Here is a 21025-nt window from a genome sequence, read left to right as displayed (position 1 = left end):
CACTGTGGGAGCGGGCTTGCTCGCGAAAGGGGCGAAGCCCCGATTCAGGCAGCGCTGGAGATATCTTTGGGCAATCGCTGATCAATCACCCGATACAACGCACTACTCTCGGGCCAATTGCGCATGAACCGCGCCCGATCCCGCGCATACGCCGGGGCAAAGCTACTGAGCGAGCTATGCTGACACATCGAATCCAGGTCGATCAGCGCCCAGCGATCCTGCTGCCAGAACAGGTTATGGCCCTTGAAATCGCCATGGCTGATGCGCTCGCGAATCAGCTCGGCGAACAGGTGATCCAGGGCCTGCAGCTCGGCTTGCGGCGCTTCGCCGCTTTCCACGTAGGGTGCGAAGCGCTCGATGATGTCCGGCCCCGGCAAATATTCGGTCACCAGGTACGCCCGGCTGCGCAGCCAGAGAAAACGCTTCTCCAACAATGCCAGTGGCTTGGGCGTGGCGATGCCCAGGAATGCCAGGCGATTGCCTTCACGCCATGAGTGCCAGGCACGGCTCGGGCGCCAGAAACGTTTGAGCCAATGGGCAAAGCCCTTGATGTTGTAGCGTTTGACCAGCAATGTGCGACCCGCCACTTCGACCTTGCCGACGCTCGCGGCGCCGCCGGTCTTGTACAGATGGCCGTGATCGAGCAAGGCATCGGCCTGCTCCAGCACCGGCAACATCGCCGCCTCTTCTTCACGGCGAATCGCCCGCAAGCCGAACGCCCCGCGCTGGACGCAGAACAACGTGCATTCGCGGCCGACCTTGATCAGGAAATCCTTCAAACGCCAGCGACGGACCTTGTCGATCTGCTTCTGCAACGCTTCCATGGGCAAGGCATGCTCGCCGTTTCCCAACAAGTAATACACCAGCAATTCTTCGGTGAAAGGTTCCAGCGATTTGGGCAACTGGGCGAAAAACACCCCGAGGTTTTCCAGGACTTTGTGCTGCGACAGTGGCTTGCCAGCCGTCTCGGCACAGATGCCGGCGCCATCGATCAAATACAACTGACCGCCATGACGCAGCAGGTTGTCCAGATGCAGGTCTTCCTGCCACAGGCCTTTGCTGTGCAGATGCGCGATCGCACCCAACGCCTCGGCCAGCACGGCTGATTGTTCATCCGCCAGCACCGGCAAGTGTTCGACCTGTTTCCAGGCGTCCCCCAGGCTCTCGGCGCCCTCAAGGAAATCGAACAACAGCCAGCCGCCCTCGCCGTCCTTCAGGCCATCCGCCAATAACAACGGCGTGGTCAGCCCCTGAGCGGCGAGCAAACGCACGCCGTCCAGTTCACGCTGAAAATGCCGCGCCGCTTTACCGCCGACCAGCAATTTGGCCAGCACCGGCCGGCCGCGCCAGACGCCGGCGCCCACATAACGCTGCCCCGGCAACACCCGCAGCAGGCTCAGCAATTGCAACTCTGCAGGCCCCGCGGCATCGGCCAGTGGAATGTTCAGCGGCAGGCTCGGGCTGCGGCCGGCGTTTTTCAGTTCGGACAAACGCATCAACGCGTCTCCTTGTGACTGCGCCGCGCACTCAGGCGCGATACCCAACTGTCCACCAGCGAACTGTTCAAGGGTTGATCCAGATAAGCCGCCAACAACTCGCGCAGCTGACTTTCGCTCCATTCCGACGCCCGACGCAGCAACGGCTCCAGGTCCTTGACCCGATCACGTTGGCCAAACAGCAATGGCCGGGTTTTTTCCAGGTCGATCAACTGAGCCTGGTAACCGTCACCGGTGGCCTGGAGAAAAATATGCTTGGGATAGAAGCACCCGTGCAGTTGACGCACCTCATGCAGGCGTCGCGCCAGTTGCCCACAGGCTTTCAGAATTGCCGTGTGCTGCACCGCGCTCAGGTCGGACCAGCGCTGCAACAGTGAATCCAGATCATCCCAACCGTCCAGCGCACGGGTCAGCAGAATCGCCCGGACTTCGCCGCCGACTTTGCGCTCACCGAAGAACGCCGCCTGCAACGCCGGAATGCCCAGCTTCTGATAACGCCTGATGGTGCGAAACTCACGGGCAAAACTCGGCTCGCCAAAGGGAGAATGCAATGTACGTGTCAGGTAGTTGCACTGGCGCTTGAGGTAGTAACCATGACCTTCCAGCTCTAGCCGAAATACACTGCTCCAGCCACCACCGACGGTATTGGGTTCATCCACCGCCTCGAGCTGTTTGGCCCAGAGTGCGTCGAAGGTGCCAAGGCCATGACGCTCAAGCAGCGCACGGTCTTCAGCAGCCAGAAAATCAGTCATTCGCGCCCCTCGAAAAATCTCACCACGTGCCGAATCCGCTTCTTGTCGGCGGCATCGAGCCGGGTGCTTTGGCGGTATTGCAGATAGAAGCGCAGGCGCTGGGTGGCCGACAGATGATACTTGGCCACTTTGTCCAGACACGCCAGGTCCTTGGTGATCCGGTACTTGAGCCAGAAGCCGCGCCAGAAATCACCGTTGGGGCAGTCGATCAGAAACAGCCGCGCCTCATCGTCGATCAGCAGGTTGCGCCATTTCAAATCATTGTGGGTAAAACGATGATGGTGCATGGTCCGGGTATAGCCCGCCAGCTGCCGACTGATGTTGTCGACCCAGGCGCGGTCCGCCAGTTTCGGATCATGTCGACCTGCCAGGGCCGACAAGTCTTCGGTATTGGGCAGCTCGCGCGTGATCATCGCCCCACGGTCGTATGCCGCGCCGCGCCGTTCCAGCCCCCAGGCCACTACTTCGGCGGTGGGAATGCCCCATTTGGCGAAACGCTTGAGGTTCTGCCATTCGGCTTTCACCCGCGGCTTGCCCAGGTAACGGCGCAGGCCTTTACCTGCGCCTGTGTAGCGCTTGACGTAATAATTGACGCCATTGCGCTGGACGCGAATGACCTCGGACAGTGGATCACGGGTCAGTCGCTCGCCTTCGAGCGCGAACACCGCGTCAAGACTGCCGAAGTCTTCTGCCAGATCGCTGTAAGCAGGTTCCAGTGTCCAACCCGACATCAGAGCGCATCCCCGTATCGCTGCTTACGCTCGTAGAGCTTGTTGGCCTTGCCTTCGAGCCATGCCAGAAGTCCCGCTTCTTCAGCCAGAATCTGGCGCAGGGGCTGTTGGAAGTACCCCTTGAGGAAACGCAGTTTGTCGCGACGGGTCAGGCCAATGTCGAGCGCCGAAAAATACAGCGCCGCCAGGTCCTTGTTACGCCAGCGTTGGGTAATCGTCGGACGGGTCTGGGCACGGTGCAGATCGATCACCGACAGCTTGAAGTCGTCGGCTGTCACTGGTTTATCGGTGTGCAGCAGGAAGTGACAGATGTAGCAGTCGCGGTGGTTAACCCCGGCTCGGTGCATCATGCCGGTCATGCGCGCGACCTCGGCGATCAAGGCGCGCTTGAGTTTTGGCTCGGGCGGTTGCTTGACCCAGTCGATGCTGAAATCTTCGAGGCTGACGGTGGGCGCCAGCTCTTGCGTGACGATGAACGAATGCTGGTCCGCCGGATTGCTGCCCTTTTCGCCGTAAGCGACAGCGGTCATGGTCGGCACGCCGACTTCTTGCAGGCGCTGAATGGCCTTCCACTCCTGGCCCGCGCCAAGCACTGGCAGCTTGGCGGTCAGCAGGTTTTTGAAAATCTCGCCCCAGCCGATGCCACGGTGGATTTTCACGAAGAACCCGTGACCGTCTACTTCAGTACGCAGTGTCCGGCGCGCTTCAAGCTCGCGGTACACCTCGCCCTTGAGGGCCTCGACTTCGGCGAACGGATCGCGCCCGGCCCAGAGGCTCTTGAACGGTTCAGCCAGCATCAACTTCATTAAGCGTGCTCCGCCAGAATCACATCGGCCGCGTGCTGCGGCATGCTGTAGAGGTCGGCCGTCTCGGCGAAAGCCAGACCGTTGCGGCTCCAGGCCGCCCGTGCATTTGCGTCATTCAACATGCCGGTCAGGTATTGCGTCAGTTGCGCCTGATCGAAGGGTTCGTCCAGCACCAGGCCTGCGTCGGCCTCGGCGATGTAATGGGCATAGCCGCACACCGCGCTCACCAGCACCGGCAAGCCGGCCACTACCGCTTCAAGCAGCACCGTCCCGGTGTTTTCGTTGTACGCCGGGTGGATCAACAGATCGGCACCGAGCAGGAAACGCGGGATATCGCTGCGCCCCTTGAGGAACTGCACGTTGTCGCCGAGCCCCAATGTGGCGCTCTGCAACTGGAATACTTTGGGGTCGTCCTGGCCAATTACAAACAGCCGGGTGCGCTTTCTCAGTTCGGCGGGCAAGGCGGCCAGCGCCTTGAGGCTGCGGTCCACGCCTTTGGTCTTGAACCCGGAGCCGATTTGCACCAGCAACAGTTCATCATCTTTCAGGTTGAATTCGCGACGAAACCCGGCACGGATCTCGGCGGCATTGGTCGGCGCGCGACGGTCCAGAGAAATGCCCGGCGGCAGTAAATGGAAACGCGCAAGCGGCGTGTCGTAATGCTTGATGAACAGCGGCTGCTGGACTTCGGAAATCATCAGCACTTCGGTTTTGGCGTCCTTGGCGAACACCGCGCGCTCGTACTCGGCGAAGTGCCGGTAGCGGCCCCAACGACGGTACAGCGAGTTGCGCAGGTTTTGCGCCTTGTCTTCGAAGCAGCCGTCGGCAGCGTAGTAAACGTCCAGGCCGGGCATCTTGTTGAAACCGATCAGGCGGTCCACCGGACGTTTGACCAGATCGGCCTCCATCCACTCAGTGAGCTTCTCATTGCGTCGATGATTGAAGAACGCCTTGACCGGTGCCACCAGTACTTCGAAACCTGGTGGAATGTCGCCTTCCCAGATCAGCGTATAGACGCGAATCTGATGGCCGCGTTGCTGACACTCCAGGGCGATGCGCATGAAGTCGCGCTGCAAACCGCCAAAGGGAAAGTACTTGTACAGGACAAATGCCAATTGCATCAGCGCAGCTCCTCAGCCAGTAACAACGTGCTCAGTCGGCTCGCGACACGCTCGGGATTCAGACGCGTGAAGCACAGGGGCCACTCGCGTTTCAGGTCGAACCGACGGGCATCGTCGGCCGTCGGTTGATAGGTGCATTTCTTTTGCAGGCACGGTGCGCAGGGGAAGTCGCTGGCCATGTGAATCTGCGACTTGCCGTACGCGCCGGTCAGGCCCGGGTTGGTCGGGCCGAACAGCGACAGGGTCGGCACGTCCAGCGCCGCAGCGAGGTGACCGAGACCGGTGTCCACCGCTACGCAGGCTTGCGCTCCGGCCAGGACTTTGCCTACACCCGCCAGGTTCAGTTTGGGCAGCACCTCGACATGTCTCATATCTTTGGCGATGCGCTCGGCGCGGGCCTTTTCGACCGGATTACCCCACGGCAGCTTGACCGCTACGCCAAGGTAACCCACCCGCTCGGCCAACTCGCGCCAATAGGCTTCGGGCCAATGCTTGGTGTCCCAAGTGGTGCCATGGAGAAACACCACGTACGGATTCTTGCGCGGCAATTCCACCAGTCGTTCGATGTTCAGGCCATAGTCGCCCAGGCCTTTAGGCAGGTCGTAACCCAGTGCCACTGCGAACAGCTGGCGCACTCGCTCTACCGCGTGCTGCCCACGGGCCACGGCCAGACGTCGGGAATAGAAGCGCGCAGCGATGGGTTCGCGGGCCGAGTTTTTGTCCAGCCCGGCCACTGGTGCTTTGGCGTAGCGAGTCAGCAACGCGCTTTTCAGCAAGCCCTGGGCATCGATCACCAAGTCATATTTGGTCGCACGAATGCTTTGCTTGAAGCGCTTCCACTCGCCACTCTTGATGGTCTGCCAGATGTTCTTGCGCCAGCGACGGATCGCCACCGGAATCACCTTGCCCACGGCCGGGTGCCAGGTCGGAATCTCGGCGAAGCCTTCTTCCACCACCCAGTCGAACGTGATGCCGGGGATCGCCCGCGCCGCGTCGGTCAACGCTGGCAACGCGTGAATCACATCGCCCAGCGAAGAAGTCTTGATCAACAGTACCCGCAAACTATTTGACCTCGACCACAGTGCCCAGCAACCGCTGCAAGGCTTCGTTCACCGCTTTGGGCATGAGTTGGCGCAAGCAATTGTAATGACCGAAACGGCAGGTGCGATCGAAGCACGGACTGCATTCGATGCCCAGGCGCACGATCTCGACGTGCTCGGCCAACGGTGGTGTGAAACCCGGCGACGTCGAGCCGTACACCGCCACCAACGGGCGGTTCAGCGCGGCAGCCACGTGCATCAGGCCGGAGTCGTTGGAGACCACCGCATCGGCGCAGGACAGCAGATCGATGGCCTCGGCCAGGGACGTGTCGCCACTGAGGTTCACCGACTCTTCACGCAAACCCGGAATCAGCCGCGCACGAATGTCTTCGCCCACCGCATGATCGTTTTTCGAGCCGAACAGCCAGACCTGCCAGCCTTCACGGATCTTCGCTTCGGCGACCTTGGCATAGTGCTCGGACGGCCAGCGCTTGGACTCGCCGAACTCGGCGCCAGGGCATAGCGCCAACACCGGACGGTCGAGGGCCAGACCGAACTTGGCCAGCGCGCCGTCGCGGGTCACCGGGTCGATCTGCAGGCTCGGCCGTGGATACGGCTTCGGCAATTCGACGCCGGGCTCGAAGGCCAGGGCCATGAAGCGTTCGATCATCAGCGGGTAACGTTCTTTGTCGAGCGTGCGCACGTCATTGAGCAGGCCGTAGCGGAATTCGCCACGCCAGCCGGTGCGTTTCGGGATACCGGCAAAAAAGGGCACCAGCGCCGACTTCAAGGAATTGGGCAGCAGGATGGCCTGGTCGTACTGACCGGCCAGGGATTTACCGATGCGCCGACGCGTCGCCAGCTCCAGCACGCCGTGGCCGAGCGGGAAGCTCAAGGCCTGGCGTACTTCGGGCATGCGTTCGAGAATCGGCCGGCTCCACTCGGGGGCCAGCACGTCGATTTCGCACTGCGGGTGGCGCTGCTTGAGACACTGGAAAAGTGTCTGCGCCATCACCATGTCACCGACCCAACTGGGCCCAACGATCAGAATTTTCATGTGGTTTCCAAAAACGAGCCGGGGAGGCATACGCCTCCCCGCCTCGAGAATCCAGCACCTTCGGGGTGAACCGTCAGGTCATTTGGACGAGCCGATTGGGGCTCGTCGGATCAATTTTTGTGCACATCCATGCGATACAGCTTAGCTGTCCCAATCTACCAGCCACTGCAGATCTACTGTGGGAGCGGGCTTGCTCGCGAAGAGGCCGTCACATCCAGCATAAATGGTGACTGACACTCCGCTTTCGCGAGCAAGCCCGCTCCCACATTTGAATCTCGTTGCCTGCTCAGCTTAACCCCAGCTCGCGCCAGATCCGCATGACCTGCCGTCGTTCATCTACGAACTGGTCGCCCGGTATGACGCCGGAGTCCTTCTGCAAGGCCTCCCGGTGAGCGGCGGAGCGGAAGGCCTTATAGGCTTCACGCAACAGGCTGGCGTCTTCGGCGGGCATCAGCCCGACCTCCTCCAACCCTTCCAGAATGCGGATATTGTCGGTATAGCGCAGCAATGACGGATGCGCTTCAGACCATGCCAGAGCCGCGTATTGCACCATAAATTCAATATCGACGATACCTCCGGCATCCTGCTTGAGATCGAACGGCGCCGTGGCGTCAAAGGCATTTGCCGCGGTGCCCGCCGCCGTGCTCTTGCTGCCGAGATTATCGCGCATCTTGGCGCGCATTTCGCTGACCTCCTGGCGCAAGGTCGGCAGGTCCCGCGGCTTGGCCAATACTGCGGCGCGAACCTTCTCGAAGGCCTGGCCGACATCCTGACTGCCCACCAGCACCCGTGCCCGCACCAACGCCTGGTGTTCCCAGGTCCAGGCTTCGTTTTCCTGATACCGGGCAAACGCCCCCAGGGAACTCACCAGCAAACCAGACGCACCGGACGGCCGCAGGCGCATGTCCACTTCATACAGCTGGCCGGAGTTGGTCTGCGCCGTCAGCAAATGAATGATGCGCTGCCCGAGCCGGGTAAAAAACTGTGCGCCATCGATCGGCTTCGGCCCGTCGGTTTCCGCCTGCGGATCGCCGTCGTGGATGAACACCAGATCCAGGTCCGAACTATGCCCCAGCTCCAGGCCGCCGACTTTCCCATAACCGACAATGATGAAACCAGGGTCGCACAAGCTGCCGTCGGTGCGCAGCGGCGTGCCGTACTTGGCCACGGTCTGGCGCCAGGCCAGGGCCAGCACTTGTTCGAGGATCGCTTCGGCGAGCCAGGTCAGGTAATCACTGACCTTCATCAAGGGCAGGCTGCCGGCGATTTCCGAGGCGGCGACGCGCAAGCGGTGCGCCAGTTTGAAATGCCGCAGGGCTTCCATTTGTTGCTCGAGGTCATCTTCGGGAATCCGCGTCAGACGCTCGCGCAATTCAGCGGCCAATTCCGGCGCCAGCGGCGGCTTGAACAACCGGCCTTCGTTGAGCAATTCGTCGAGCAGCAGCGGAAAGCGCGTGATCTGCTCGGCAATCCATGGGCTCGCGGCACACAGCGTCAGCAGGCGGCGCAGGGCTCCGGGGTTCTCGGTCAACAACACCAGATAGGCGGAACGACGCGCGACAGCTTCCACCAGCGGCAGCACCCGCTCCAGCACCAGATCGGGATTGGCATGTTCCACAGCCTGAGCCAGCAAGCGCGGAATAAAAGCATCGAGGCGTTCCCGCCCCAGGCGCTGCATGGCGCGCAATTGAGGGCTGCCGCGCAGACTGGCCAAGGCTTTCAGCGCCTTGGAGGCGTCGGCGAAACCACCCTCTTCCAACTGACGGCACGCGGCCTCCTCATCCTGCGCCTCCTCCCACAGCGGCAGCCATTCCCCGCCGACCACCACTTCGCTCTCGGCGCCGTCCTCTTCATCAGGATCGGCGATCACCTGAGCAAAGTGCCAGGCCACCCGGCCACGCCAGTACATCAGCTGTTCATGGAACGCCGTCCAGTTGGCAAACCCGAGCATAAAGGCAATGCGCGCCTGATCCTGTTCGCCCTCCGGCAGCATCTGGGTCTGGCGGTCGGCAATGGCCTGGATCGCGTGTTCGGTGTAACGCAGAAATTCGTAGGCTTCGCGTAACTCGCTGACCACCGCTGGCGGCAGGTAACCCTGACCTTCGAGGGTGCTCAGTACTTTTAATAGAGGACGCTGCTGCAGACTCAGGTCGCGGCCACCGTGAATCAGCTGGAAGGCCTGGGCGATAAATTCGATTTCACGAATGCCGCCGGAACCGAGTTTGATGTTGTCGGCCATGCCCTTGCGCCGGACTTCCTGCTGGATCAGCTGCTTCATGGTGCGCAGCGCTTCGATCGCCGAGAAGTCCAGGTAACGCCGGTAAACGAACGGACGCAGCATCTCTTGCAGTTGCGCGCCCGCCACCTGATCGCCGGCCACCACGCGCGATTTGATCATCGCGTAGCGTTCCCAGTCGCGGCCCTGATCCTGGTAATACTGCTCCAGCGCATTGAAGCTCAGCACCAGCGCGCCGGACGAACCGTAAGGCCGCAAGCGCATGTCGACGCGGAACACAAAACCGTCGACGGTCATCGGGTCCAGGGCCTTGATCAGACGCTGGCCGAGACGAATGAAAAATTCCTGGTTATCCAACGACCGCTTCACACCCACAGTTTCGCCGCCCTCGGGGTAGGCGAAAATCAGGTCGATATCCGACGACAGATTCAGCTCCACGGCGCCGAGCTTGCCCATGCCGAGGACGACCATCTGCTGCGGCTCGCCGCTGCGCCGCCCGGTAGGCGTGCCGAATTGCTGGCAATGGCGCTGATACAACCACTGGTAGGCCTGATCGATGCTGGCATCGGCCATGTCCGAGAGGTCGCGGCAGGTCTGGATCAGATCAGCCTGGCGGGTCAGGTCGAGCCAGATGATCCGCACTTGGTGGCGTGCGCGCTGACGACGCAAGGCGCGGCCGAGCTGGTCGTCGGTTTCGGCAGCGCTCACTGCCGTCGCAATCTGTGCGCACAATTCGCCCGGCGCAAAGCCACGGTCCAGCTCGCCGGACTGCACCAGTTCCAGCAACATCAAAGGGTCACGCACACTCTGTTCGATGACAAAGTCGCTGGCCGCGGTGACGCGGGCAAATTGCGCCCAACGCTCAGGCGTCCAGGCAGACAGGCCATGATCGTCGGGAAGAAGCGCGACGGCCGTACGGAACGACTGCTCGGCACGGGTGACAAAGGGCAGGAGTACGCCGGGCAGTTCGGCAAGCGAAGGGAGGCTCATGGTCTATCCTTGATCGGCGTGTGAAGGGCTGCATGTAGTGATTTGTGAAAATGCGCTACCCGACCGACTGTCGAACAAAGGTTAGAAATAGCTGAAATTTGTTTATTTTTGGCAGCGATCATCAAGCCTTCACCTTTTTTGGTTGGCAAAAGACCAACCTTAACGATTATTCTCACAACGCAGCCGGAGGCCACAAGCCGATCTTCTGTAGTTTTACTACTCGTCTATACATTCGAAAGGCTGAAATGCCCGATGATTTGTAGTAAAACTACACGCCGCCGGAACATACCTCTCGGCAATCCAAGAATTTATATCGTCTGCCCACAAGGCCAGTCGCAAACTCAGGCAACCGATTCTGGAAGCCTTTCCGCCCTGGAGCAAGCCATGCAAGACCTCGATCCCGTCGAAACCCAGGAATGGCTGGACGCCCTGGAATCGGTTCTCGACAAAGAAGGCGAAGACCGTGCTCACTATCTGATGACCCGTATGGGCGAACTCGCGACCCGTAGCGGTTCGCAGCTCCCTTACGCCATCACCACGCCGTACCGCAACACGATTCCCGTCACCCACGAAGCACGCATGCCTGGCGACCTGTTCATGGAACGCCGCATTCGCTCGTTGGTACGCTGGAACGCGATGGCCATGGTAATGCGTACGAACCTGAAAGATTCTGACCTGGGTGGTCACATCTCCAGCTTCGCCTCCAGTGCGACCCTGTATGACATCGGCTTCAACTACTTCTTCCAGGCTCCGAGCGACGAACACGGCGGCGACCTGATCTACTTCCAGGGCCACACCTCGCCAGGCGTCTACGCCCGCGCATTCATGGAAGGCCGCATCACCGAAGACCAGATGAACAACTTCCGCCAGGAAGTCGACGGTCAGGGCCTGTCGTCCTACCCGCACCCTTGGCTGATGCCTGACTTCTGGCAGTTCCCGACCGTATCCATGGGTCTGGGTCCGATCCAGGCGATCTACCAGGCTCGCTTCATGAAGTACCTGGAACACCGTGGCTTCATCCAGCCGGGCAAACAGAAAGTCTGGTGCTTCCTGGGCGACGGCGAGTGCGACGAGCCGGAATCCCTGGGCGCGATCTCCCTGGCCGGCCGCGAGAAGCTGGACAACCTGATCTTCGTCATCAACTGCAACCTGCAGCGCCTCGACGGCCCGGTTCGCGGCAACGGCAAGATCATCCAGGAACTCGAAGGCGTGTTCCGCGGTGCTCAGTGGAACGTGACCAAAGTCATCTGGGGCCGTTTCTGGGACCCACTGCTGGCCAAAGACGTCGACGGTATCCTGCAACGCCGCATGGACGAAGTCATCGACGGCGAGTACCAGAACTACAAAGCCAAAGACGGCGCGTTCGTGCGTGAACACTTCTTCAACACGCCAGAACTCAAGGCGATGGTTGCAGACTTGTCCGACGACGAGATCTGGAAGCTCAACCGTGGCGGCCACGACCCGTACAAGGTCTACGCGGCGTACCACGAAGCGGTCAACCACAAAGAACAACCGACCGTCATCCTGGCCAAGACCATCAAGGGTTATGGCACCGGTGCCGGCGAAGCGAAAAACACTGCGCACAACACCAAGAAAGTCGATGTCGACAGCCTGAAGTTGTTCCGTGATCGTTTCGATATCCCGGTCAAAGACGACGAACTCGAAAACCTGCCGTTCTTCAAACCGGAAGAAGGCAGCGCCGAAGCCCGTTACCTGAGCGAGCGTCGTACCGCACTGGGCGGTTTCGTGCCTCAGCGTCGCGCCAAGAGCTTCAACATCCCGACCCCGCCACTGGACACCCTCAAGGCGATCCTGGACGGCTCGGGCGACCGTGAAATTTCCACCACCATGGCCTTCGTGCGGATCCTCGCGCAACTGGTCAAGGACAAGGAAATCGGTCCGCGCATCGTACCGATCATCCCGGACGAAGCCCGTACCTTCGGTATGGAAGGCATGTTCCGTCAGCTGGGCATCTACTCGTCCGTCGGCCAGCTCTACGAGCCAGTCGATAAAGACCAGGTGATGTTCTACAAGGAAGACCAGAAAGGTCAGATCCTCGAAGAAGGCATCAACGAAGCGGGCGCCATGAGCTCCTTCATCGCTGCCGGTACTTCGTACTCCAGCCACAACCAGCCAATGCTGCCGTTCTACATCTTCTACTCGATGTTCGGCTTCCAGCGTATCGGCGACCTGGCCTGGGCCGCTGGCGACAGCCGCACCCGTGGCTTCCTGATCGGCGGTACCGCCGGCCGGACCACGCTGAACGGCGAAGGCCTGCAACACGAAGACGGACACAGCCACATCCTGGCTGCCACCATCCCGAACTGCCGCACCTACGATCCAACCTACGGCTACGAGCTGGCGGTGATCATTCAGGACGGCATGAAGAAGATGACCGAAGAGCAACAGGACGTCTTCTACTACATCACCGTAATGAACGAATCCTACCAGCAGCCCGCCATGCCGGCCGGTGCCGAAGAAGGCATCAAGAAAGGCATGTACCTGCTCGAGGAAGACACCCGCGAAGCGGCGCATCACGTTCAGCTGATGGGCTCCGGCACCATCCTGCGTGAAGTCCGTGAAGCGGCGAAGATCCTGCGTGAACAGTTCAACGTCGGCGCCGACGTGTGGAGCGTTACCAGCTTCAACGAACTGCGTCGCGACGGCCTGGCCGTCGAGCGCACCAACCGTCTGCACCCGGGCCAGAAGCCTAAGCTGAGCTATGTGGAAGAGTGCCTGAACGGCCGTAAAGGTCCGGTCATCGCCTCTACCGACTACATGAAGCTGTTCGCTGAGCAAATTCGTCAGTGGGTCCCGTCCAAGGAATTCAAAGTCCTGGGCACCGATGGTTTCGGCCGCAGTGACAGCCGCAAGAAGCTGCGTCACTTCTTCGAAGTCGACCGTCATTTCGTGGTGTTGGCAGCCCTGGAAGCCTTGGCTGACCGTGGTGATATCGAACCTAAAGTGGTGGCTGAAGCCATCGCCAAGTTCGGTATCAACCCGGAAAAACGCAACCCACTGGACTGCTGAGGAGACACTCTGTGAGCGAACTCATTCGCGTACCTGACATCGGCAGCGGTGAAGGTGAAGTAATTGAACTGTTTGTGAAGGTCGGCGACCGTATCGAAGCCGACCAGAGCATCCTGACACTTGAGTCGGACAAGGCGAGCATGGAAGTGCCTGCGCCGAAGGCCGGTATCATCAAGAGCCTGAAAGTGAAGCTGGGCGATCGCCTGAAAGAAGGCGACGAGCTGCTGGAACTAGAAGTCGAAGGTGCCGCTGCGCCGGCTCCTGCACCTGCCGCTGCGCCAGCTGCCAAGGCTGAAGCTGCGCCTGCTGCCGCCAAAGCGCCGGCCGCTCCAGCGGCAGCGCCTGCTGCTGCCAGCGTTCAGCAAGTACACGTGCCGGACATCGGTTCGTCGGGCAAGGCCCAGATCATCGAGATCCAGGTCAAGGTCGGCGACACGGTCGAGGCTGATCAGTCTCTGATCACCCTGGAATCCGACAAGGCCAGCATGGAAATTCCATCGCCTGCCGCTGGCGTGGTCAAGGCCATCAGCGTCAAGCTCAACGACGAAGTCGGCACCGGCGACCTGATTCTGGACCTGGAAGTGGCGGGTGCTGCTGCACCGGCCGCGGCCGCGCCAGCCCAGGCTGCTGCGCCTGCTGCCGCTGCTCCAGCGCCAGCCGCGGCGGCTCCGGCGGCTCCGGTTGCCGACACTGTTCAGGACATTCACGTCCCGGACATCGGCTCGTCGGGCAAGGCCAAGATCATCGAAGTTCTGGTCAAGGCTGGCGACACCGTCGTTGCCGACCAGTCGCTGATCACTCTGGAATCCGACAAGGCGAGCATGGAAATTCCATCGCCTGCCGCTGGCGTGGTGGAAAGCGTTTCCATCAAGCTGGATGACGAAGTCGGTACCGGCGACCTGATCCTGAAGCTGAAAGTCAAAGGCGCGGCACCTGCTGCGGCTCCGGCTCCAGCCGCTGCTGCTCCGAGCGCTCCTGCCGCTGCACCTGCTGCTCAGGCCTCGGTCGCACCTGCTGCTGCACCTGCTGCTGCGCCTGCCGCTGCTCCAGCCAAGCCTGGCGCAAAAGTTCACGCTGGCCCTGCCGTGCGTCAACTGGCCCGCGAATTCGGCGTCGAGCTGAGCGCCGTTGGCGCCAGTGGTCCGCACGGTCGCATCCTGAAAGAAGACGTGCAGGTTTACGTCAAGGCCATGATGCAGAAGGCCAAGGAAGCACCGGCCGCTGCGGCTGGCGCAACCGGTGGCGCGGGCATCCCGCCGATTCCGGTCGTGGACTTCAGCCGCTTCGGTGAAATCGAAGAAGTGCCGATGACTCGCCTGATGCAAATCGGCGCGTCGAGCCTGCATCGCAGCTGGCTGAACATTCCGCACGTGACTCAGTTCGATTCGGCTGATATCACCGAGCTGGAAGCGTTCCGTATCGCTCAGAAAGCCGTTGCAGAGAAGGCTGGCGTCAAGCTGACCATCCTGCCGCTGCTGCTCAAATCCTGCGCGCACCTGCTCAAGGAACTGCCGGACTTCAACAGCTCGCTGGCGCCAAGCGGCAAGGCGATCATCCGCAAGAAGTACGTGAACATCGGCTTCGCGGTCGACACCCCTGAAGGCCTGCTGGTACCGGTCATCAAGAACGTCGACCAGAAGAGCCTGTTGCAACTGGCAGCCGAAGCCGCTGCGCTGGCCGCCAAAGCCCGCGACAAAAAGCTCACCGCTGACGACATGCAAGGCGCCTGCTTCACCATTTCCAGCCTCGGCCACATTGGCGGCACCGGCTTCACGCCGATCGTCAACGCGCCGGAAGTGGCGATCCTCGGTGTTTCCAAGGCAACCATCCAGCCAGTCTGGGACGGCAAAGCCTTCCAGCCAAAACTGATGCTGCCGCTGTCGCTGTCCTACGATCACCGTGTGATCAACGGCGCCGCTGCTGCACGCTTCACCAAGCGTCTGAGCGACCTGCTGGCGGACATCCGCACCATCCTGCTGTAACACCGGCCGGCCCTCCTTAACCGGAGGGCCAGTCGCGTTCAATGTTTTCCGAGCGCCACGCTCGTACCTCAACCCCGTCAATTTGGCGGGGCTTTTTTTGCCCTGAAGAAAGCCATGCCCGATTCAGCATTCCAGGTAGCAGCTGTCGAGCTTGCGAGGCTGCGTTCGGCTGCGAAGCAGTCGTCAGATCAGAACTTGCGGTGCATCAGGTAGAGCGCGTTAGCCGGTTTCACGACGGCTACGCCGCCGAACGCAGCCTCACAGGCTCGGCAGCTGCTACAGATCGCATTAGGGCTGAACTGACTGGCACTGGGCCCTCTTCCGAGTTTTATTCCTACACTCAGGGCTTACACCGCCTACAACTCGAGTCCACTTCCGCCCGATATTTTTTGCGAACCAATAACTAGTCTTAGTTAGGAGAGTTTCTAATAGAAACTTCGATAACTTATTCCGCTTAGTTAGCATTACTTCGAATGGACTCGAACATGTTCAAACCGACTGTTGGCCCTATTGTTGGCCACACTACAACTAATCACACCCGTATTTTCTTGCGCGGCGAATTGCAGAATGACGCCTTGGTATTTGCAGGTATTCGTTATCGACGCGCCGGTGAGGAACAGTGGTCCAAGGGCGTATTTGCAAAACTGACCATCTTGCGCGACATGTCCGATGTGATTGCCCTCAACGATCTCATCACTGATACCGCCTATGAATACCAGGCGGGCTGGTTCAGCCCCATGAGCCCGGTGCATACCGTGGAGACGATCCAGGAACTGCCACTGCAATGGCCGCGAGAGATCTACCGCTTTCGCACGCAGTCCAGCAAAACCACCACGCCACGGGCCTATATCGCAGGCTCATGTCGTTACCTGCGAATGACCGCCGGCATTGCGTTCGCTCCACATTTGGGCGATCGGATCTTTGCCTCGATCACAAGCCTGGCGGAACGCGCCGAGCCGCCGATCAGCGCCATGCTGATGACTGGCGACCAAATCTACGTCGATGACCTGAACCTCGTGGCCCCCGACCGGGAATACAAAGACATCCTCAGCAAATACCGCACCGCTTTTTCTCAGCCGCACATTTCGAAGTTAATGTCCGGCGTGCCGACTTACATGATCCTCGATGACCATGAAATTGAAGACAACTGGCCCGCCAATGAAAGCAAGGCCGATGCTTACTTATACGAAAACGCCATGGCGGCGTATGAGTTATATCAAGCCAGCCACAGCCCTGCTTATGAGTTGCTTGCCAACGGGCAAGTAAGCAAGAAACTGCAACGGTATTGGTATCAATTCTCCGATGGCGATATCGAATGGTTTATCACCGACAGCCGAACCCGACGCAATCTGTCGGTCAGCGACCGGCGCATCCTTGATGAAGAACAGGAACAGGCGCTGCTCAAATGGTTGATCAACAGCACGGCCAGGGTCAAATTCGTGGTCACCAGCGTCATGTTCTACCCCGACCGCAAACTTAACGGCGATGACGCCTGGAAAGCCTTCCCGGAACAACGACTACGGCTGCTGGAGACGATTCGTACACGCGGCATCAAAAACGTCTTGTTCATTTCCGGCGATGTCCACGGCTCACTGACCAGTCGCCTGACTCACAGCGCCGACCCGGATTTTGAAGTTCACACCATCGTGTCTTCACCGCTGTACAACAGCAAACTGCTGCCGTATGCCAAGGCATCGACCTTCATCCTCGACCAGGCGTTGGCCCGAACGGCCGCGGGAGATTATCGGCATGAGCTGAACAGTGAAGTGATCAGCCAGGATAACTTCGCGCATCTGGTCGTCGATGCTGAACAGGTCCGCATCAATTATCACGATCGGGATGGCAAGTTTCTGCAGTCGATAAGCATCAGGTTGCGTTGACTAACGGAAAAGGTCGTAGCCTTGCAGGAGCTGCCGAAGGCTGCGATCTTTTGACTCACAACATTACTTTTCGACGCCTCGCTGGAGAAATCTTCGCGCCTGCCGACATATTCTTATAGCACTTGGCCTTCATGTCTCTTGTCAGTCGGTGTCGCAATGATGCAACCTTGCCGTAGACAACAGTAAAGAGGGCGAGAGCCCGGCGCGATCAGCATATTCGAAGCGAGTTTCCCTCCATATGAAGAGCCAACCCGATGCCGCCAGCCGTATGGTGGCCGAGGTAGTGACGCAGTTGCCAGTGCCCTCGCGGCTCGGCATGCTGCGTTTCGAACGGCTGAATGAACCGAGCTGGGCGCTGCTGTTTCTCGACCCCAATTGCGAACGACAGTTCGGCTTGCCGGCAGTGGAGCTCTGCGCCCTGGTCGGCTCGCCTTACGCCAGCCTGATGGAGCCCGAAGCGCGCTATCAACTGCATGACACGATCCAGCAGCAACTCACCGAAAGCCCGCATTACCTGATCCGCTACACTTTGCACACCGCCGCAGGCGTACTCAGCCTGCTGGAACTGGGCGAAGCTTACAAACAACACAATCGACACCTGCTGCGCGGCTATCTGATGGTAGTGGACGGCCTGTTCATCGATGAGCCGCTGCTGCCGGTACTGGATCTGGAAACCCAGAACTCACGCCTGCAAATCGCCCTGGAACTCAATCAGCGCGCCCAGCAGGAACAACTGCAGCACCTGGACCGGGTGCGTGCCCAGCAAGATCTGATTCTGCTGCTGACCCGCCAGCGCTACAGCACCAACAATTCCCTGCAAGAAGCCGCCGAGCTGATCACCCGCAGCGCCTGCGACATCTATGAGATCGACTGCGCCAGCCTGTGGAACCTCGACGGCTCACTACTGACGCCGATTTCAGCCTATCACCGCGCCACCCGCAATCACCGACTGCCGGAGCCGATCGATGCCAGTGGTTTCCCCGATTACCTCGAAGCCTTGCACACCGGCCGTGCCATCGACGCCCACAACGCCATGCGCGACCCGCGCACCCGGGAAATAGCCGAAAGCCTGCGCCCGCGCGACGTCAATGCCATGCTCGACGCCAGCATCCGCGTCGATGGCCAAGTGGTCGGCGTGCTCTGCCTGGAGCAGATCGGTGCGACGCGCGCCTGGCAGTCGGACGAAATCGCCTTTGCCGGTGAGCTGGCGGATCAGTTCGCCCAGGTCATCAACAACCACAACCGCCGCACCGCCACCAGCGCTCTGCACCTGTTCCAACGTGCGGTAGAGCAAAGCGCCAACGCCTTTCTGCTGGTCAATTGCGATGGCGTGGTGGAATACGTCAACCCAAGCTTTACCGCGATTACCCAGTACACCACCGAGGAAGTCCACGGCCAACGGCTGTCGGAACTGCCGGCACTGGAAAACCTCAGCGAACTGTTGTTCGACGCGCCGTCGGCGCTGGCCAAGAGCAACAGCTGGCAGGGCGAGTTCAAGAGCCGACGCAAAAACCTCGAACCCTACTGGGGCCAGCTGTCGATTTCCAAGGTCTACGGCGACAACCGTGAGCTGACGCACTACATCGGCATCTACGAAGACATCACCCAGACCAAGCTCGCCCAGCAGCGCATCGAGCGCCTGGCTTACACCGACAATCTGACCAACCTCGGCAACCGCCCGGCGTTCATCCGCAACCTTGATGAACGCTTCGCCCGAGACAGCGACACGCCGATCAGCCTGCTGCTGGTGGACATCGACAACTTCAAACGCATCAACGACAGCCTCGGCCACCAGACCGGCGACAAACTACTGATCAGCCTGGCCCGGCGCCTACGCAACAGCCTGAGCCCGAGCGGCAGTCTGGCGCGTTTCGCCAGCAACGAATTCGCAGTGCTGCTGGACGACACTGACCTCTTGGCTGGCCAACAGGTCGCCAACCAATTGCTGGCGACCCTCGACAAACCGATGTTCGTCGACAACCAGCTGATCAGCGTCACCGGCTCCGTGGGCCTGGCCTGCGCGCCGCTGCACGGCCGTGATCCCCAGACGCTGATGCGCAACGCCGGCCTGGCGCTGCACAAGGCCAAGGCCAACGGCAAACATCAGGTTCAAGTATTCACCGAAGCGCTGAATGCCGAGGCCAGCTACAAGCTGTTCGTCGAGAACAACCTGCGCCGCGCCCTGACCCAGAACGAGCTGGATGTGTTCTACCAGCCCAAGCTGTGCCTGCGCAGCGGTCGCTTGCTGGGCATGGAAGCGCTGCTGCGCTGGAACCATCCGGAAAAAGGCATGATCCGCCCGGACCAGTTCATCAGCGTTGCCGAAGAAACCGGGCTGATCATCCCGATCGGCAAATGGATCGCCCGCCAGGCCTGCCGCATGAGCAAAGAACTGACCGCCGCCGGCCTGGGTAATCTGCAAGTGGCGATCAACCTGTCGCCCAAACAGTTCTCCGACCCGGACCTGGTGGCGTCCATCGCCAACATCCTCAAGGAAGAAGAACTGCCGGCGAATCTGCTGGAACTGGAGCTGACCGAAGGCCTGCTGCTGGAAGCCACCGAAGACACCCACTTACAGCTCGACCAGCTCAAGCGCCTGGGCCTGACCCTGGCCATGGATGACTTCGGCACCGGTTACTCGTCGCTCAGTTACTTGAAAAAATTCCCGATCGACATCATCAAGATCGATCGAAGCTTCATCCACGAAATCCCGGACAACCAGGACGACATGGAAATCACCTCCGCGGTGATCGCCATGGCCCACAACCTGAAACTCAAGGTCGTGGCTGAAGGCATCGAGACGGCCGAGCAGTTGGCCTTCCTGCGCCGCCACCGCTGCGACGTCGGCCAGGGCTACCTGTTCGACCGACCGATCCCCGGTTCCGAGCTGATTGAAAAGCTCAAACGCTACCCGCGCGGCCCGATCGCCTGAGTAAGGCTGAATGCTCTTTCTGCCTGGACACAAAACCCTGTGGGAGCGGGCTTGCTCGCGAAAGCGGCGTGACAGTCGACATCATTGTTGCCTGACACACCGCCTTCGCGAGCAAGCCCGCTCCCACAGAGGTAGTGATTAACTTGGCATCATTGGGCACACTGGCAGTCTGTTTATTTACATCTCAACCTGACTGAGAGGACTGATCATGGTTCTGCGCTCGGAAATCCTGGTGAACAAAAACGTGCTCCCAACTAAAGAACAAGCTCTGCCCGGCCGCGAAACCCCAATGACCGTGCCGGAAAAACACTTTGTCCACGACGCCCCGCTGCTGGGCCCGTTCGCAATGGACGTGGATTTCGCGATCTTCGGCCTGGGCTGCTTCTGGGGCGCGGAGCGCAAGTTCTGGCAGCGCGAAGGCGTGGTCAGTACGGCGGTGGGTTACGCCGGCGGCTTTACCCCGAACCCGACGTATGAAGAAGTCTGCTCGGGCCTGACCGGCCACAGCGAAGTGGTACTGGTGGTCTACGAGCCGGCAAAAGTCAGCTATGAAGAATTGCTGAAGATGTTCTGGGAACTGCACAACCCGACCCAGGGCATGCGCCAGGGCAATGACATCGGCACCCAGTACCGCTCGGTGATCTACGCCACCAACCCGGCTCAGTTGGCCGCCGCCAAGCACAGCGAGCAAGTGTTCCAGGCCGAGCTGACCAAGGCTGGCAAAGGCACCATCACCACCGAAATCGAAGAAGCGCCGACGTTCTACTTCGCCGAGGCGTATCACCAGCAGTACCTGGCGAAAAACCCTGAAGGGTATTGCGGGATTGGCGGTACAGGCGTGACCTGCCCGATCTGATTTTCGGGCCCTGAAAAGCTTCGCGAGCAAGCCCGCTCCCACACTGGATCTGTGCCTGACCACACTCTTGTGATCGACATAGCCCCCCTGTGGGAGCGGGCTTGCTCGCGAAGGCG

13 protein-coding genes are annotated in these 21025 nt (G+C 60.3%); 5 read left to right on the top strand and 8 right to left on the bottom strand.

What is annotated here, in order from left to right; all coding sequences use genetic code 11:
• Nucleotides 1-44 precede the first annotated feature (44 nt).
• From KW837_RS16005 to glnE, 8 genes are all read right to left on the bottom strand, one after another.
• Nucleotides 45-1496, bottom strand: a complete 1452-nt coding sequence (locus KW837_RS16005; protein ID WP_218397146.1) for a lipopolysaccharide kinase InaA family protein — start codon at nucleotides 1494-1496, stop codon at nucleotides 45-47.
• On the bottom strand, nucleotides 1496-2248 hold the full coding sequence (locus KW837_RS16000) for a lipopolysaccharide kinase InaA family protein (protein WP_218397145.1): 753 nt from the start codon (nucleotides 2246-2248) through the stop codon (nucleotides 1496-1498). Before KW837_RS16000 ends, KW837_RS16005 begins: the two co-directional genes overlap by 1 nt.
• Nucleotides 2245-2979 (bottom strand): lipopolysaccharide kinase InaA family protein, encoded by a 735-nt coding sequence (locus tag KW837_RS15995; protein ID WP_008074633.1) that lies wholly within the window; start codon nucleotides 2977-2979, stop codon nucleotides 2245-2247. The genes KW837_RS16000 and KW837_RS15995 overlap by 4 nt, the downstream gene beginning before the upstream one ends.
• On the bottom strand, nucleotides 2979-3785 hold the full coding sequence (gene rfaP, locus KW837_RS15990; RefSeq protein ID WP_192346040.1) for a lipopolysaccharide core heptose(I) kinase RfaP: 807 nt from the start codon (nucleotides 3783-3785) through the stop codon (nucleotides 2979-2981). The genes KW837_RS15995 and rfaP overlap by 1 nt, the downstream gene beginning before the upstream one ends.
• The gene (locus KW837_RS15985) at nucleotides 3785-4906 is read right to left on the bottom strand and encodes a glycosyltransferase family 4 protein (protein ID WP_218397141.1); all 1122 of its coding nucleotides are present in this window, start codon (nucleotides 4904-4906) and stop codon (nucleotides 3785-3787) included. The genes rfaP and KW837_RS15985 overlap by 1 nt, the downstream gene beginning before the upstream one ends.
• Nucleotides 4906-5967, bottom strand: a complete 1062-nt coding sequence (gene waaC / locus KW837_RS15980) for a lipopolysaccharide heptosyltransferase I (RefSeq protein ID WP_218397138.1) — start codon at nucleotides 5965-5967, stop codon at nucleotides 4906-4908. The genes KW837_RS15985 and waaC overlap by 1 nt, the downstream gene beginning before the upstream one ends.
• A 1-nt stretch (nucleotide 5968) precedes the next feature.
• Nucleotides 5969-7003: a lipopolysaccharide heptosyltransferase II gene (gene waaF / locus KW837_RS15975; protein ID WP_218397135.1), complete on the bottom strand. Its 1035-nt coding sequence runs from the start codon at nucleotides 7001-7003 to the stop codon at nucleotides 5969-5971.
• A 286-nt stretch (nucleotides 7004-7289) separates the two neighbouring features.
• Entirely contained in the window at nucleotides 7290-10229 is a 2940-nt protein-coding gene (glnE, locus tag KW837_RS15970; protein ID WP_218397131.1) for a bifunctional [glutamate--ammonia ligase]-adenylyl-L-tyrosine phosphorylase/[glutamate--ammonia-ligase] adenylyltransferase, read from the bottom strand.
• A 384-nt stretch (nucleotides 10230-10613) separates the two neighbouring features.
• Here glnE and aceE point away from each other — a divergent pair, with 384 nt between their 5' ends.
• The 5 genes from aceE (at nucleotide 10614) to msrA (ending at nucleotide 20909) form a co-directional block, all read left to right on the top strand.
• Nucleotides 10614-13259: a pyruvate dehydrogenase (acetyl-transferring), homodimeric type gene (aceE, locus tag KW837_RS15965; RefSeq protein ID WP_123500060.1), complete on the top strand. Its 2646-nt coding sequence runs from the start codon at nucleotides 10614-10616 to the stop codon at nucleotides 13257-13259.
• An 11-nt stretch (nucleotides 13260-13270) separates the two neighbouring features.
• Nucleotides 13271-15241 carry a dihydrolipoyllysine-residue acetyltransferase gene (aceF, locus tag KW837_RS15960; protein ID WP_218397126.1) on the top strand — a complete coding sequence of 657 codons (1971 nt, stop codon included), beginning with the start codon at nucleotides 13271-13273 and terminating at the stop codon, nucleotides 15239-15241.
• Nucleotides 15242-15726: 485 nt separating this feature from the next.
• A complete protein-coding gene (locus KW837_RS15955; RefSeq protein ID WP_218397123.1) occupies nucleotides 15727-17121 on the top strand; it encodes an alkaline phosphatase D family protein in 1395 nt (464 codons plus the stop codon).
• A gap of 238 nt (nucleotides 17122-17359) precedes the next feature.
• Entirely contained in the window at nucleotides 17360-20053 is a 2694-nt protein-coding gene (locus tag KW837_RS15950) for a bifunctional diguanylate cyclase/phosphodiesterase (RefSeq protein ID WP_218397119.1), read from the top strand.
• 208 nt (nucleotides 20054-20261) lie between these two features.
• Nucleotides 20262-20909 carry a peptide-methionine (S)-S-oxide reductase MsrA gene (msrA, locus tag KW837_RS15945; protein ID WP_007903246.1) on the top strand — a complete coding sequence of 216 codons (648 nt, stop codon included), beginning with the start codon at nucleotides 20262-20264 and terminating at the stop codon, nucleotides 20907-20909.
• The last annotated feature ends 116 nt before the right edge of the window (nucleotides 20910-21025 follow it).

Origin of the sequence: Pseudomonas sp. PDM24, from assembly GCF_019218905.1 — a bacterium.
Lineage (GTDB): Bacteria > Pseudomonadota > Gammaproteobacteria > Pseudomonadales > Pseudomonadaceae > Aquipseudomonas.
Note: the sequence above shows the minus strand (reverse complement) of the source record. Positions and strands in the feature narration are given on the sequence as shown.

What these genes read in the sequence shown, in the direction of transcription:
- KW837_RS15950 (WP_218397119.1), top strand. Translation starts at nt 17,360, where the DNA reads ATGAAGAGCCAACCCGATGCCGCCAGCCGTATGGTGGCCGAGGTAGTG.
- KW837_RS16005 (WP_218397146.1), bottom strand. Translation starts at nt 1,496, where the DNA reads ATGCGTTTGTCCGAACTGAAAAACGCCGGCCGCAGCCCGAGCCTGCCG.
- rfaP (WP_192346040.1), bottom strand. Translation starts at nt 3,785, where the DNA reads ATGAAGTTGATGCTGGCTGAACCGTTCAAGAGCCTCTGGGCCGGGCGC.
- glnE (WP_218397131.1), bottom strand. Translation starts at nt 10,229, where the DNA reads ATGAGCCTCCCTTCGCTTGCCGAACTGCCCGGCGTACTCCTGCCCTTT.
- KW837_RS15985 (WP_218397141.1), bottom strand. Translation starts at nt 4,906, where the DNA reads ATGCAATTGGCATTTGTCCTGTACAAGTACTTTCCCTTTGGCGGTTTG.
- KW837_RS15955 (WP_218397123.1), top strand. Translation starts at nt 15,727, where the DNA reads ATGTTCAAACCGACTGTTGGCCCTATTGTTGGCCACACTACAACTAAT.
- KW837_RS15995 (WP_008074633.1), bottom strand. Translation starts at nt 2,979, where the DNA reads ATGTCGGGTTGGACACTGGAACCTGCTTACAGCGATCTGGCAGAAGAC.
- waaF (WP_218397135.1), bottom strand. Translation starts at nt 7,003, where the DNA reads ATGAAAATTCTGATCGTTGGGCCCAGTTGGGTCGGTGACATGGTGATG.
- KW837_RS16000 (WP_218397145.1), bottom strand. Translation starts at nt 2,248, where the DNA reads ATGACTGATTTTCTGGCTGCTGAAGACCGTGCGCTGCTTGAGCGTCAT.
- msrA (WP_007903246.1), top strand. Translation starts at nt 20,262, where the DNA reads ATGGTTCTGCGCTCGGAAATCCTGGTGAACAAAAACGTGCTCCCAACT.
- aceE (WP_123500060.1), top strand. Translation starts at nt 10,614, where the DNA reads ATGCAAGACCTCGATCCCGTCGAAACCCAGGAATGGCTGGACGCCCTG.